Source organism: Erysipelothrix inopinata (assembly GCF_014396165.1).
GTDB classification, from domain to species: Bacteria; Bacillota_I; Bacilli_A; order Erysipelotrichales; family Erysipelotrichaceae; genus Erysipelothrix; species Erysipelothrix inopinata.
The window spans coordinates 1722091-1736807 of the sequence record NZ_CP060715.1; the positions used below are offsets into that span (position 1 = coordinate 1722091).

13 protein-coding genes and 1 other annotated feature are annotated in these 14717 nt (G+C 35.2%); of the genes, 1 reads left to right on the plus strand and 12 read right to left on the minus strand.

All coding sequences use genetic code 11. The annotated features are described in order from the left end of the window. Position 1 precedes the first annotated feature (1 nt). Entirely contained in the window at positions 2-316 is a 315-nt protein-coding gene (gene rplU, locus H9L01_RS08365) for a 50S ribosomal protein L21 (protein WP_187533505.1), read from the minus strand. Between the two features lie 15 nt (positions 317-331). Beyond that, positions 332-402, minus strand: a sequence feature (ribosomal protein L21 leader region). A 332-nt stretch (positions 403-734) separates the two neighbouring features. On the opposite strand from rplU, the gene H9L01_RS08370 reads away from it, so the two are divergent. Continuing rightward, the gene (locus H9L01_RS08370) at positions 735-2096 is read left to right on the plus strand and encodes a polysaccharide deacetylase family protein (RefSeq protein WP_187533506.1); all 1362 of its coding nucleotides are present in this window, start codon (positions 735-737) and stop codon (positions 2094-2096) included. A gap of 95 nt (positions 2097-2191) precedes the next feature. Here H9L01_RS08370 and H9L01_RS08375 read toward each other — a convergent pair whose 3' ends face one another. From H9L01_RS08375 to H9L01_RS08425, 11 genes are all read right to left on the minus strand, one after another. Next, positions 2192-3451 (minus strand): ABC transporter permease, encoded by a 1260-nt coding sequence (locus tag H9L01_RS08375; protein ID WP_187533507.1) that lies wholly within the window; start codon positions 3449-3451, stop codon positions 2192-2194. Next, positions 3444-4346, minus strand: coding sequence for an ABC transporter ATP-binding protein (locus H9L01_RS08380; RefSeq protein ID WP_187533508.1), 903 nt, complete (start codon positions 4344-4346; stop codon positions 3444-3446). The genes H9L01_RS08375 and H9L01_RS08380 overlap by 8 nt, the downstream gene beginning before the upstream one ends. A 20-nt stretch (positions 4347-4366) precedes the next feature. Continuing rightward, positions 4367-5794 carry a sensor histidine kinase gene (locus tag H9L01_RS08385; protein ID WP_187533509.1) on the minus strand — a complete coding sequence of 476 codons (1428 nt, stop codon included), beginning with the start codon at positions 5792-5794 and terminating at the stop codon, positions 4367-4369. Positions 5795-5798: 4 nt separating this feature from the next. After that, on the minus strand, positions 5799-6467 hold the full coding sequence (locus H9L01_RS08390) for a response regulator transcription factor (protein ID WP_187533510.1): 669 nt from the start codon (positions 6465-6467) through the stop codon (positions 5799-5801). A 17-nt stretch (positions 6468-6484) separates the two neighbouring features. Then, the gene (gene dnaE / locus H9L01_RS08395; RefSeq protein ID WP_187533511.1) at positions 6485-9529 is read right to left on the minus strand and encodes a DNA polymerase III subunit alpha; all 3045 of its coding nucleotides are present in this window, start codon (positions 9527-9529) and stop codon (positions 6485-6487) included. 547 nt (positions 9530-10076) lie between these two features. Continuing rightward, positions 10077-10664: an ATP-binding cassette domain-containing protein gene (locus H9L01_RS08400; RefSeq protein ID WP_187533512.1), complete on the minus strand. Its 588-nt coding sequence runs from the start codon at positions 10662-10664 to the stop codon at positions 10077-10079. Positions 10665-10708: 44 nt separating this feature from the next. After that, positions 10709-11194, minus strand: a complete 486-nt coding sequence (locus H9L01_RS08405; protein WP_187533513.1) for a hypothetical protein — start codon at positions 11192-11194, stop codon at positions 10709-10711. Positions 11195-11238: 44 nt separating this feature from the next. Further along, positions 11239-12075 carry a hypothetical protein gene (locus tag H9L01_RS08410; protein WP_187533514.1) on the minus strand — a complete coding sequence of 279 codons (837 nt, stop codon included), beginning with the start codon at positions 12073-12075 and terminating at the stop codon, positions 11239-11241. Beyond that, positions 12075-12482 (minus strand): hypothetical protein, encoded by a 408-nt coding sequence (locus H9L01_RS08415; protein ID WP_187533515.1) that lies wholly within the window; start codon positions 12480-12482, stop codon positions 12075-12077. The genes H9L01_RS08410 and H9L01_RS08415 overlap by 1 nt, the downstream gene beginning before the upstream one ends. Before the next feature lie 118 nt (positions 12483-12600). Continuing rightward, positions 12601-13527: a DHH family phosphoesterase gene (locus H9L01_RS08420; RefSeq protein ID WP_187533516.1), complete on the minus strand. Its 927-nt coding sequence runs from the start codon at positions 13525-13527 to the stop codon at positions 12601-12603. Next, positions 13520-14716, minus strand: a complete 1197-nt coding sequence (locus tag H9L01_RS08425; RefSeq protein ID WP_187533517.1) for an acetate/propionate family kinase — start codon at positions 14714-14716, stop codon at positions 13520-13522. The genes H9L01_RS08420 and H9L01_RS08425 overlap by 8 nt, the downstream gene beginning before the upstream one ends. Between the last annotated feature and the right edge of the window lies 1 nt (position 14717).

Here is a 14717-nt window from a genome sequence, read left to right on the forward strand (position 1 = left end):
ATTAACCTGAGATGATATCTGTAACGATTAATTTAGTATAAGGTTGACGATGACCTTGTTTACGACGTGTAGATCCTTTTTTGGATTTATATTTGAAAACAGTAATTTTCTTACCTTTTCCTTGTTTTTCTACACGAGCTGTAACTGTAGCACCCTTAACATAAGGAGCTCCAACTTTTAAAGTTCTGTTTTTTACAGCAACAACTGTATCAAAGACAACTTCTTCACCTTCTTGAACATCAAGTTTTTCTACGAAGATAGCTTGATCTTTTTCAACAAGAATTTGTTTTCCACCAGTTTCAATAATTGCGTACATAGTACACCTCCTTCAATTTGCCATAAGACTCGCCACTTAAGGTGGATTTCTCACTTGAACCTTAATATGTGCGGTTGTATGTCCTTGGGACATGCAACATACGCCTATAAATGCTTTAACATTATAATTCAAATAGATACCGAAATCAAGATATTCCACTAAAAAACATCATATTTACGATTTCTAATTAAAGTAAAGCACCCATTCAGCCATGGTTTAGCCGAATCTGTTTAAATTATACACTATTCTCGCCTTTTTAACCAATATATTTACTCGAAAGTTGATTCTATACACAAATTAATATAAACACATGTTTTCTGTCTTTTTTTCACAAGATTCTCAGTAAAACAGGACTGTTTTATGATAACATATAAGTATTATGAAAGGGACTGTTCAGAATTACAGATAAGGTCAATCTATGAAAGTACAACAAACAAAAAAAGTAAGAAAATTAAATAAGAAAGCAGTCGCGATACTAACACTCATTGTCGCAGTTCTTATTACAGGAGTTACCCTTCTCATCTTGGATCCATTCAACAAATACCCAAGATATATGAGAAAAGTAGACAACTCCCTTAAACAAGCAGGAACTCATGAAGTTACCAAAACAATGAATGACAATCTCATCCAGGTATCTCATTTCCCTAAATTCAAAAGCGAAGCAATGGATACTTGGGTAGCTGAAACACTCAAGAACCAAGAAACACAGGCACTCACTCAAGTTAAAGAAGGTACTAAAACTGAAGTACTTCAAGATTACACAAGTGAAAACGTCTTCGACATGTATACCTCCGTCGTTGTGAAGACACAGGTAAATAAAGAGACGATTGCCGAATCAGGTAAAGTGTTCTTTAAAAAAGAAGGCACTGCAGTAGAACCTTCAAACTTATTCAACCATCAAGGCGCACGTAAATTAACATATGATATTCGCAAGGATCTAACAATCACAAACGAAAATCGTAGTGCACTCTTAAATGCAACAAAGCTAGATGCTCAGACACCATGGAGTATCAACAAAGAATCTGTTTCATTTTATCCAGAAAATAAAGCAATCACCTTCAACTTTAAAGACATCACCGATTATCTTGAAGACAAAGTTGGAGATTATACAAAGACAGATGGTGCAATTCCACCAGTTTATCTTGACGAAGGTGTCAGTGGCAATGAGAAACTTGTCGCATTCACATTCGATGACGGTCCTCATCCAGAAAATACCAAACGCGCAATGGACATTCTTGAAAAATACAACGGTAAAGGAACTTTCTTCGTCGTCGGAGAACGCGTCGAAGGAAATGCCGGTACAGTTCGAGATGTTATAAATCGCGGCCATCAAATCGCAAGTCACTCATACGACCATCCAAACTTAAATGGATTACCTGTTGATCAAGTACAAAAACAAATCAACGAAACAGAAGCGCTCATTCGCAAGGTATCGGGATATGAACACCCTATTATGGTTCGTCCTCCTTACGGAGCCGCAAACGAAACTGTTCGAAACAGTGTTGACGTTTCCTTTGTAAACTGGTCGATCGATAGTGAAGACTGGCGTTCACACAATGCAGAATCAATTTGTAATATTGTTGAGACCTATCAACATGACGGGGCTATTGTTCTAATGCACGATCTTTACAAAACAACGATTGATGGATTTGAATGTTCAATTGAAAAACTAAGCCAAAAAGGTTATAAATTTGTAACAGTAGAAGAACTCTTAAAAGCTCGTAACATTCCGATTGAAAATCACAAATTGTACTTTGATGGTACAAAACCTAGAAATTAAACCTAAAGGAGCCCCGCTCCTTTTTTTTTTGATGTTTTGCTCAATAAAAAAATGCACGTACCTCTTTAGAAGTCAGTGCACTTTATCTTTAAATATTAGTGACCATTTTTTTCTTTTTTAATATTCTTAAAGATATCTTTCATTGAGAGCTTATTGCCATAATTTAGTGAACCGTAACGATAAATATAAATTGACAGTTTCGCTACAATGATAGTTGTTGCAATCATAACCAATGAAGAAATTAAGATTTCAATCCAGGATACCGAGGTCAACAGAACTCGAATCGGCATCGTGAATAAAGAAACAAACGGAATATACGAACTTATTTTGGCTAATGAACTCTGCGGCATTTGTAAACTAATTGATGCAATAACAAACGCTACAACAAACAACATTGTGATTGGTGTAACAGCGGAGTTCACATCTTCCACCTTCGAAACAAGTGATCCAAGTGAAGCATAGATAAATAAATATAATGCATAGCCAAGTACAGAGAATAGCAAATAGAGCAAGAAAACAGATGGTGTCATCGTATCTTGAAGTATTGCTAAGATCATTGGTGGATAGTTAACTTTATTAACAAGAATTCCTAACACTAAGGTAAGAAGGATTACACCAATTTGCAAGAGCCCAACACACCCCAACGCAGCAACTTTTCCTAAAATCAATGCCTTTGGCTTAGTACTTGTAATCAACAGTTCCATAGTACGGGAGTCTTTCTCGCGCGCAACCGAGGTTGCAACAGATTGTCCAAAGAATAAGATTAACATGTACATGATAAACATAATCGCGTAGGATACAAAGAACCCTTTAGAAGCGTCTTTTCCAAACTGTTCAACGACACCTTCAACTTTAATTGACTGTGCTTCATGAACGCGTTGTGTGTCAATTCCAAACGATGAAAGATACTCATCGGACGCATAACTTTGTAAGGCAGATTGAATCATTCCTTCTTCAAAAGAGTACATACCTTTATCATTAACTAGCATGGTATAAGAAGTCAAAGAATCAATCACAAAACCATAGGTTATTTCTTTGTCTTCGATCGCTTGTTTAAGTGCTTCTTTTGATTCATAAACATTAACAGATTGAAGTGCAAGATAACCACTCAGTTTTTCAGAAGAAACTTCAGAACTCAGAACAAACCCTAAATCGTTTCTTTCCCCTAATGAAGGTGTCACGTTTTCACTCGTTTCAGCAGGTTTCAAGTCCGCTTTATTAAACATTTTAGAGATTGTTGGAATAGACGCTCCAATAAACATGAAAATACATAATATAATCGTAGTCGTGAGAACACTTTTCTTCTTAATCATTTCAGAAAATTCGAATTTAAATACAATATTAAAATTATTCATGGTCTTCCCTCGCTACTTCTACAAAAATATCTTGAAGACTTGGAATATAATCATCAAAATATGATACTTCGAGGTTGTTATCGACACACGACTTCAATAGTTGTTGCTTGGTCAATGACTCAGGGCATGCAACGATAAGCGATTTCTTATCAAATTCCAAACTTACGTTTAATGTTTCTAGGTGGCTTTCTAATTCATCTCGTTGTGCACTATCAATTCTTAGTTTATTTTTACCCCAGTCTTTTTTTATTGTGCTGAGTGATCCATTAAGAACAATTCTACCTTTATCAATGATAGCAATATCATCACAGAATGTTTCAACATAACTCATTTGATGACTTGAGAAAATAATAATTCTATCCTCAGAAATATATTCAACAAGAGCATCCTGAAACACTTTTGAGTTTACAGGGTCAAGTCCTGAAAATGGTTCATCCAAAATAAGAATATCCGGTTCATTTAGAAATGCCTGTGTAATTTGAACTTTTTGTTGGTTTCCTTTTGACAAAGTATCTAATTTACGATTAAGATATTCTTCAATTTCAAATTTCTTAGCCCAGTATGTTGCAGATTTTCGAGCATCACTACGACTTGCTCCACGCAGCATTGCAAAGTAAATTAATTGATCCATAACTTTAGTTTTAGAATACATACCACGTTCTTCTGGCAAATATCCAATTTTATAATTCTTAGGGTCGAAAAGTTTTCCATCCATAAGAATTTCACCACTACTTGCTTTGAACACATCCATCATTATACGAATAGATGTAGTTTTCCCAGCTCCGTTTCTTCCTAAATATCCGAAAATCTGTCCACTTTTAACCGAAAAGCTAACATCTTTTAGAACATGGAATTCTTCGAAGTATTTGTTTATACTATTGAATTCTAATTTCATAAGTTTCTTTCTCCATGTGATTAAAAAAATCCATCCCGTTCATACGGTTGATGTGTAATACTTGGTGTTTCCAACTTCAAGGTATAAAAGAACGTTGATCCTTCTCCTACTGTCGACTCCACCCAACACTTGGAGCCCGTAGCATCACATATCGCTTTAACAATTGATAAGCCGAGTCCCGAACTTTTTACAGTTCGTTTATGATTTTTATCAATCTTGTAATATCGATCCCAGATATGTTCTAGAATTTCATCAGCGATACCAATACCATGATCTGTAACAGAAACAACTATTTCTTCCCCTACTTCATGTGTGTTTATTTCAATAATATTGTCGTCTCCGACATATTTTGTAGCATTATTTACAAAATTATAAAGGACTTGTCCCATTTTCACTTCATCAGCCACAACTTTAACCTTAGGTTTAACATTGACCACAAAATCAACATCCATTCCTGAAAATAAAGAAACTGTTTTTTCGATATGTTTTTGTAAATTAAAGGCCGAGAGTCGGATTTCAAACGCGTTCGCTTCATATTTAGAAAGTGTCAACATATCAGTAACTAAATTCTCAAGGTGTTCTGTTTCATCTAAGATAACTCCGAGATGCTTCGCACGCATTTCCGGATCATCACCAGATAAGTCCTGAACCATTTCAGCATAAGCTCGAATCATGGTCAGCGGCGTTTTTATGTCATGTGAGACGTTTGCAACCAAGTCACGGCGAAGTTCATCGGTCTTTTTAAATTCCTGCGTTGCATAGTTAAGCGTCTTCGAGAGGGCTTTAATCTCGGTGTAATCCTCACCTTCGAAATTAACCGTTAAATCCCCCATAGCCAAACGGTTCGCACTTTCTGTAATACGTACAATAGGAAACGATAATTTACGAGCTAAAATAAGCGTAACTATCGTTGCAATAGAAAATATAGATAACGCAATCAATGTGAATTGTTTTTTCAGTACATGAACCGTAACATCCGCCAACTGCACAGAACCACTGACAAAAATATAGTAAACATTATCGTTGACCTTACTATATTTCCCCACTAAATGAGTTTCTTGTAGATTGGTATCATCGACAAAAGGAATCGACATCACTCCCGATGGCGATTCATATGCCATAATCATATATTCATTGATAGTCGCTTGTGGCAACTCCTTTAAGAAACAATTACTCTTCACGTCATTAAGATTCGCAAGATTTGTTCCAAAGCCGTTGTAAATAGCTCCACAAAGATTATCGTAGCTTAAAAGCTTATTTGCTGCATCCCGCGTAGTATCTATCGAACCTTTGGACAACAAGACTTCAATTTCCGAAATTTGATTATCAATAGTTTGAACACGATTTCTTTCATAATATGATTCAACAAATGTTATTTGAAGAAGCCACAGTATTGAAAGAAGCAATGTTGTGAAAACTAAAAAATAGAACCAAATTCGAAATGCCATGTTTTTAGTTGTCGGCTTCAAACTTGTATCCCGTTCCTCTTACGGTAACAATATAATCACGGTAAGGGCCTAGGTTTTGTCTTAACATCTTAATGTGTGTATCTACAGTACGGTAATCACCAAAATAATTATAATTCCAAACTTTATCTAAAAGAACATCTCTCGATAACGCTTGATTTTTATGTTGAACTAAATAAACAAGTAGATCAAATTCTTTAGGCGTCACTGTAACACGCTCTTCATCAATGATAAGATTGCGGCCTGTGATATCAATTTCAAGAGTATCAAAACGATACACAGAGTGTTTCTTACCTTTTGAACGTTCAACCGCAACTTTCACACGAGCAATAAGTTCTCGAGGCGAAAAAGGTTTGGTAACGTAGTCATCAATCCCTAATTCAAATCCTAAAAGTTTATCAAACTCTTCTTGACGTGCTGAAAGCATGATAACTGGAATGTCTTTTATTTCTTTTATTTGACGACATGCCGTGTAACCATCAAGATTAGGCATCATGATATCCAAAATAACAACATCATAGTTACCTGTCTTAATCTTCTCTACCGCTTCAACACCATCTTCTGCTTCATCACATTCAAAGCCAGATACTAACGCGTATTCCTTAATGACCTCTCGAATTTTAATTTCGTCATCAACAATTAATAGCTTAATCATAATATCCCCGTCCTTTGTTATCTCTTCTCAAACTGATATATATCATTAACAATGATTGATTTCTCCTCTTTCATCGTTCCTTTGATTAATATTAGCGCCCCAACCTCTAAGGTTTCTTTAATACTATTATATACTCTTGGAAATAATACGCAATCAACATTTCCTGTATCATCGCTGATATTCACAAAAGCCATAAGTTCACCTTTTTTTGTTCGATGTTGTTTTATACGCTCAACCATACCAATAAAACGATAAGCTTCTTCTTGAATCCTTAAACTCATTATCGGTGTTGTCTTATGTTTCATACGAAGACTAAGACTTGGATGTTCTGAAAAATAGAAACCCAGCACATCCGATTCTTGAGTTAAAATTTCACGTGGACTCTCTTTCACCTCAGTAACCAACGGCTCCGAAATTAAAGAATAATCCAGTTTATCCCCTTCTATGGTAGATACTTTCACAATGTTTGCATATCGTAGTGCTTCATCAAGTGTCGCAAGCATATTGAGTCGATCATACCCAAAGTAATCAAAAGCCCCAGCTTTTATCAGATTCTCGAAATTATTTTTCTTGATACCCGCTAAATTCAAACGCGCAATAGCATCGAAAAATGATTGATAAGAACCTTTCAAACTACGTTCTTGTTCAATTACCTTACTTGTATTATAACTTATTCCCTTAACAACAGTAAAGGGCAAGCGAATTTTGCGCCCTTCAAGCTTGTAAGTGTCATAACTTTTTTCTAAATTTGGGCCCATTAGAAGTACATTTCTATTTCGGCATTCATCGATGTATTGTTTTGTTTTTGAATCACTACCGATTACACTGCTTAGTAAGTAAGTATAGAACATGTATGGATGATTCGCCTTTAGGTAAGCCATTTGATAGGCTATCAAACCATAAGCAACGGAGTGCGATTTATTGAATCCGTAATTCGCAAACTTAAGTACAAGTGCAAATAACTCTTCCGAAAAGTTCTTATCGTACCCCTGTTTAATACATCCAGATACAAATTGTTGATGAACCGATTCCAACTCTTCAACATTCTTTTTCCCCATCGCTTTTCTCAAAATATCTGCTTCACCCAAGTCAAATCCCGCCATAATTTGCGCAACTTGCATGATCTGTTCCTGATAAATTAAGACGCCATAAGTCGATTCTGTTATTTCCTTGAGTTTTGGATGCAAGTACTTAACCGACTTCGGGTTTTCCCGAGCACTTAGATACAGTGGGATGTTTTCCATAGGACCTGGGCGATACAACGCAATGGTATCCACGATATCAGAAAATTGGTATGGCTTCATTTTCATCAACAACTTCTTCATACCCTCTGATTCTAACTGGAATATCCCTACCGTTTCACCTCTACCTATCAAATCATAAGTTTTTTTGTCATCTAATGGTATTGTCATAATGTCAAAGGTTTCAGTAGTTTTTATTTGTCTTGAAATATTATCAATGATTGTTAAGTTTCTTAAGCCAAGAAAATCTATTTTAATAAGTCCAATTTTTTCAATGTGAACCATATCGTATTGGATACAGTAAGTCGTATCGTCCATCTGCATCATCGGAACAACACTCAGAAGTGGTTGCTTTGACATAACGATACCCGCCGCGTGAAGTGAAGTATGACGTGGTAACCCTTCTACTTTTACTGCAAGATTAAACACATCTTGCAATAAGGGATCCGTATCAATCATCGTTTTAAGTCTGCTTTGCTGTTCGTAATTATCTCGCAAGGATGCCTGATTCATCAATTTCGTCGCTTGGTCTACTTTCCTTATTGGAACCTGAAGAACACGTGCAACATCACGAAATGCTTGACGGGCTTTTAAAGTACCAAATGTCACAATGTGTGCGATATGATTATCCCCATACTTTTCTCGAACATAATCAATCACATCTTGACGACGGTCATCAGGAAAATCGATATCAATATCCGGCATTGAGATTCTTTTAGGATTTAAAAATCTTTCGAAAAGCAAATTATATTCGATTGGATCAACTTCAGTGATCCCTAAAGAGTATGCAACAAGTGATCCCGCAGCACTCCCACGACCCGGACCAACATAAATCCCTTCTTGTTTTGCAAAACGAATGATATCGTAGACAATTAAGAAATAATCTTCAAATGACATGGACGTGATTACAGAAAGTTCATAAGCTAATCGTTCTTTGTACTGCTGATTAAGCTTATTACCCAATCGTTTTTGCAGCCCAAATTGACTCAATTTTTCAAGGTAATAAGCATTTTCTACATTTTGTCCCGTTTCAAAACGAGGCAACTCAGTTTTTATACTTAAAATATCGACGTTACAGTCGTTCGCAATCAATTCAGTTTCCTTCAAAAGTGATTCAGAATAAAGTTCTCTCAATTCCTGTTCAGAATAGAAGTAGCGGTTCGGTGCTGATACCAATGTTTTATCACCAATATAAGTGCCCTTTTCAATTGCACGTAATGCTCGAAACGCTTCATCATCTGTTTTGTGTTTATAGAAAACTTTTGTCATAGCGACACATTTCACATCATTTAATAATGCAGTTTCATACAGTTTAAGATTTCGTTCTTTGAAGAAAGCAGATTCTTGATGTGACATACCAATTCTTAAATGTTTAAAAAGAGATTTATACTTTGTAATTTTAGTTTGAATCAATCCGTAATCTTCATGAATTAATGCTTCCTCAAAACATCCGTTTTCTGAGAACATAATGACATAAAGATTATCCGAGTCTTTAGCTAAATCTTCTAGATTAATACGATGATGTTGTGATAATTCAAATGAAATCGCCATAAGACGTTGATACCCGACATTATTCCTTGCAAGAACAAGTGCATCATATTGTTCTTCATTTTCTTCAATCGTAATTTCCATACCAAATATTGGTTTGATTCCTAAGGTTTGGGCACGAATAAAAAAATCTAACGATCCAAATAGAACATGATAATCAGTTAAAGCAACTGACTTCATACGATTCGATTTCGCAGATTCTAATATTTCATTTAAACTCATCATTCCATTTAGAAGTGAATAATAACTTCTGACATTTAAATGAACACTCATGATCACACCCCGCTTTCTCTATTATACCTTAAATAAGAAGCATTCGGGTTAACAAGCATAGTAAAAAGTGAAAATTAATCTTTGAACGATCAAGAGCAAGACTAAAAGGAAGTATGATAATCGCGGATTTTTAATATTATAGAAAAACGACGCAACTAAACTAATTACTAAAATCGCTATAAAATCATAAAACAAGAGTATATTATCTATAGATTTAACCTTTATTATCATTAAAAATAATGATTGAGATAGCGTGAGAACAAGAATAAAAAATACATTGATAAAGTAAAGAAGTTTCATTTTACAGCCAATTCGAATGCGGATCAAATTTTCTAATTGCTTTAAGTTGTTTATTGACGACAGTACAATCACAGCCTTCGTCGAAATATCAAAAAAGCTAATCCAAATCGTGCTGATATTTTGATACATAAAGCCATATTCAATCAAAAAGAACTCTTGAGGCGAATAATTTAAAGATAAATAAACAGCTAAAGAAGAGAAGATAATCCAAATCATTCTCCTCTGTATAATTAGCATATGTCTTATTTTAAATTTCAATAACATGGTCAAATTCTATTTTACTCATGTTTTCTTTATCATGAGATGCAATGATGATTGATTTCCCTTCGACAGATAATTCACTAATAAGTTTAATAAAAGAATCCACACTTACATCATCCAAGCCCCTAGTAGGCTCATCTAGTAAAATTAAATTTTGGTCTTCCATAATTGCTTGAATGATCCCTAATTTCTGTCTCATACCTAATGAGTATTTTTTTACTAAACTCGAATCGTAGAAGTCAAGATAAAACAAACTGCATAGTGATTCTAACTTTTCGATATCATACAAAGATTCTGATTTCAATTTAAAAAGAAAGTCTAAATTTTCTCGTGCCGTAAAGTTTGGAACAAAACTCGGGTTTTCTATAAGGGCCCCTATTTCCGTCCCTTCGCCATAAATTATCAATCCATCATCAGGCTCCAACAAACCCGCAATAAGCCGTAGAATCGTTGTTTTACCACTCCCATTACTTCCCTTGATTAAAGTGATATCACCTTTTTCAACACGCAACGATAAATCACAAATTATACTTTTTCCACCTAATTTTTTTGAAACATTAATTACTTCCAGCATCTTTCTATCCTCCATCAATTAATCCTTGTCCATATTTTTCTTTTCTAGATAATCTGTAAAGCTATATAAACATATATGTAGTAAATAACAGCAAAAACATAGATTGCATTTTTGGGTTTGTTTATTTTTTTATCAACCACTATAAAGGGCATAATTATAAATTTTCCCAGTTCAATTATTAAAATCAGACACAGTTCAAAACTTGGCTTGAACGGATAATGAATCCAAAGATTAAGTGATGTTAATATTACAAACGGAATAGACCATAAAAGCTCATACTTCTTGAGTAAGGTGAAGTAGGATTGACCCAATCGAAGCTGGCTATTGGTATGTACAATGTCGTAGAAATTAACACGTTCAATCAACAATAGTAGAAAAATCGGAAACAACACCATGGTCAGTCTGGCCTCGTAGAAGGATAAATTTAAGTACTCACTTATGTTTCCAGCGTCTAAATAAACTGAACCAAGAATTGATTTCCTCTCAACTGCAGTAACAACAACGTAAATAAATGCGATGCCTACAATCATTCGCAAGCTTATTTTTCTGAAACAAACCTTTCTTGAATGTCGGATCATATTCGCCCCATTCTTTCTAATTGAATAAGTTTCTTAGAAATCCAACGTATCAGCACCAAATAAACAATTAAAGAAGCCAGAAAATTAAACATATTTGAAAATGGCAACATAAATAAATCATAGTTTGGAAAAAGCAAGGTTAGTGGATTAATTATCGAAAATAGAGGTATTACAAAGGGTACGATTTCGTTAAAGAACGGAAAAATCATTGTAACCAAAGCAAACACAACAACAATACCTGTAGATACAGCAACTGTACCTAACAATAGTGATAGGTAATATAAATATTTGTTTGGTCTCAACCTGGTTAACATAAACAAACACACATTAGCGATTCCCATTCCAATTGATTGTAGAAAAACACTCAATAGAAATTCAATGATTGGATTATTCACTTGTGTCAGGGTATTATTTGTTACTGAAGAAACGAGCTTAACACCACTACTGGGATGCACAATCCATATTGTGACAATCACCGCAATATTAATAGCGACACCAAACACAAATCCTCTCATAAATGATTTTAGTTTTTCTCGCTTATAAAAATCTATGATAGATATTCTTTGAATGATTAGATAATCCATTCTCGAACTTACAGTCTCGATATTAAATCCATTCAGGAGCATCGGCATAGAAATTAGTAGAATTAGAATATATGGAAAACATCTGCCACACTGAAAATCACTCATTAGCGATAAAAAAGTATATTCTTCGACAAATATTACTTTTGGTATCTCATTATAAAGATAACTTAATACTACAAGCAAAATCACAAGAGAAAATAGCACGTATTGTGCTACTTTCTCACCAATACCTTTGGAAATTCTATTCATCAGTTATGGTCCCCATTCCACTTAGCTTTAATAGTAAGACCATGTGGATCAAAACCGTTTGTATTAACTCTAAGATGCAGTTGCGATCCTCTAGCAGAATCAAACATTGTCACAAGATTGTGACGATATCCTGTCCCAATTTTAAATGATTTTGAATAATACTGCCTGTTGGAGCTACTTACCATTTGACCTGTTGGCGCTAACCAGGCACTCACATCCCATGTTTCAACAGTTCCATAAGTACTCGTTGTTTCTTTTGTTGCGTAATCACTCGAGATAACAAATCCCCCTTTTGGTGGAACATATAGGGTTTCTCTACTTGAATATGCTGCATGAACCGTTTGAAAAATGATAATACATCCCAACATCAATATCACCTTACCAATAATATTGTTTACCCTCTTCACCGTTACCCCTCCTTCTAGCCTCGGCATTATAACATATGCATGAACCATCTTGTTTTCCTAATGTTAAGTGTTAAAAAAATTGATATATTCGTAAAAAAAAGAGACCTGAATGGTCTCTTTAGTTTTGACTGATTTCTGCGAGCTTCGCAATGATTTCTTGAACTTCTTCAAATGAAATATCACCGATACCACAAGCAAGACGGTGTCCTCCACCGCGATATTCGTTAGCTAGATCACTGACTGTAGCAGATCGTGAACGAAGTGATGCTGTATAGCGACCATCTTCCTTCTCAGCAAAGATTGCCCAGATAGCAAACTCTTCAATGCCACTCATCATATTAACTTGATCTTTTGCACCACGGTCAGTGATGCCAAGCGAATCCTGAGTTTTTTTATCGACAATAGCATAAGCAAAAGCATTATTCCATTGTACGAGGTTTTGTAATGTGCGACGCACTTCAAAGAATGTTAGTGATCTGTTAAATATTTTCGCATTCAACTCACTAATATTCGCACCATTTTCAAGTAAGAAGGCTGCTGACATTAGTGTTTGAGCTGAAGTATTTTCAATTGAGAATCGAATTGTATCTGTTAAAATACCTGATAATGTTGTATTCGCAATCTCATCATTCATTTTCAAATCACATGCTTTGAAGATATCTGCAACGATTTCACAGGCACTTCCGCGTGTTGTATCGACAATTTGTAAATCTCCATATTGATCAACTTCGAGATGATGATCAATCTTAATGATTTTTTCTGCTTTTAAGTATGTATCTGAATCGATACGATCTTGGTTTGCTGTGTCAATAACGATAGCGAGGAAAACATCTGCTAGTTCAGGATTTTCCATTTTGTCATAAATTTTAAATCCATGATCATCTTGTCCAAAAGTATGTACGTGCTTATTAGGATAATTATAGCGCAACCACTTTGTCATCCCAAGTTGTGAACCCAGTGCATCACCATCCGGATTGGTGTGACGATACACATAGATTGTGTCGTAAGCTTCTACAAGATTTAAGAATTCTTGCGTATTATACATTGTGGATTTCGTATGAATCGGTTGCAATCATAAGTTCTTCATTTGTAGGAACAATCCAAACATCTACTTTTGAATCATCAAGGCTGATTTTCACTTCATCGCCATGAACGGAATCGTTAAGAGCTTTATCATATGTAATTCCCATTCCTTCTGAGATTACTTCTAAAATCGCTTCACGTGTTCCATTATCATTTTCACCCAGTCCAGCTGTAAATACAATTGCATCTACACGACCAAGTTGTAATGCGTAAGCACCAACATATTGAAGAACGCGTTGTGCATACATTTTACGAGTTAAAATTGCACGAGGATTTCCTGCTTCAATACCTGCTTCAATATCACGAGCATCACTTGATAATCCGGAAATTCCTGCCATTCCTGATTTCTTATTAAAGATATCAAGAACTTCTTCAGCTGTAATATCTAATTTACGCATTAAGTAAGTAACGATTGCTGGATCTAAATCACCCGTACGTGTACCCATCATGACACCCGCAAGTGGTGTGAATCCCATTGAAGTATTGACACATTTACCATCTTTAACTGCTGAAATTGATGCACCGTTTCCTAAGTGAAGTGTAATTACGTTTGTACCTTCATTAGTGCGTCCCATTAACTCAGCAACACGGTGTGATACATATTCGTGTGAAACACCATGTGCTCCATAACGACGAACTTGTAAGTCTGTATAATATTCGTAAGGAAGAGCATACATGTATATTTCTTGTGCCATTGTTTGATGGAATGCTGTATCAAATGTGAATGTATGTGTAGCATTTGGTAATGCTTCTTTAAATGCACGGTAACCTATAAGGTTTGCTGGGTTGTGAAGCGGTGCTAAGTCAGCAAGTTCTTCAACTTTTGAAATTGAATCTTCATCACAGATTACAGATCCTTGGAAGTATTCTCCACCATGTACAACTCGGTGTCCTGCGGCTACGATATCTTGTAAATTTGCAACGATATTCTTTTCAACAAGTCCTTTAAGAACTAAGTCGGCTGCGACAGAATGATTCGGAATATCAAGAATTTCTGTATCTTTCTTTCCGTCATATTTGAAAGTGATAACACCATCATTTAAACCAATACGTTCAACGATACCACTTACTAAAACCTCAGCATGAGGCATTTCTAACAATTGAAACTTAAGGGAACTACTTCCCGCATTAACTGCCAATACTTTATCCATT

Excerpts from the sequence above, each read along its gene's own strand:
- rplU (WP_187533505.1), bottom strand. The coding sequence starts at position 316 with ATGTACGCAATTATTGAAACTGGTGGAAAACAAATTCTTGTTGAAAAA.
- H9L01_RS08370 (WP_187533506.1), top strand. The coding sequence starts at position 735 with ATGAAAGTACAACAAACAAAAAAAGTAAGAAAATTAAATAAGAAAGCA.
- H9L01_RS08375 (WP_187533507.1), bottom strand. The coding sequence starts at position 3,451 with ATGAATAATTTTAATATTGTATTTAAATTCGAATTTTCTGAAATGATT.
- H9L01_RS08380 (WP_187533508.1), bottom strand. The coding sequence starts at position 4,346 with ATGAAATTAGAATTCAATAGTATAAACAAATACTTCGAAGAATTCCAT.
- H9L01_RS08385 (WP_187533509.1), bottom strand. The coding sequence starts at position 5,794 with ATGGCATTTCGAATTTGGTTCTATTTTTTAGTTTTCACAACATTGCTT.
- H9L01_RS08390 (WP_187533510.1), bottom strand. The coding sequence starts at position 6,467 with ATGATTAAGCTATTAATTGTTGATGACGAAATTAAAATTCGAGAGGTC.
- dnaE (WP_187533511.1), bottom strand. The coding sequence starts at position 9,529 with ATGAGTGTTCATTTAAATGTCAGAAGTTATTATTCACTTCTAAATGGA.
- H9L01_RS08400 (WP_187533512.1), bottom strand. The coding sequence starts at position 10,664 with ATGCTGGAAGTAATTAATGTTTCAAAAAAATTAGGTGGAAAAAGTATA.
- H9L01_RS08405 (WP_187533513.1), bottom strand. The coding sequence starts at position 11,194 with ATGATTGTAGGCATCGCATTTATTTACGTTGTTGTTACTGCAGTTGAG.
- H9L01_RS08410 (WP_187533514.1), bottom strand. The coding sequence starts at position 12,075 with ATGAATAGAATTTCCAAAGGTATTGGTGAGAAAGTAGCACAATACGTG.
- H9L01_RS08420 (WP_187533516.1), bottom strand. The coding sequence starts at position 13,527 with ATGTATAATACGCAAGAATTCTTAAATCTTGTAGAAGCTTACGACACA.
- H9L01_RS08425 (WP_187533517.1), bottom strand. The coding sequence starts at position 14,716 with ATGGATAAAGTATTGGCAGTTAATGCGGGAAGTAGTTCCCTTAAGTTT.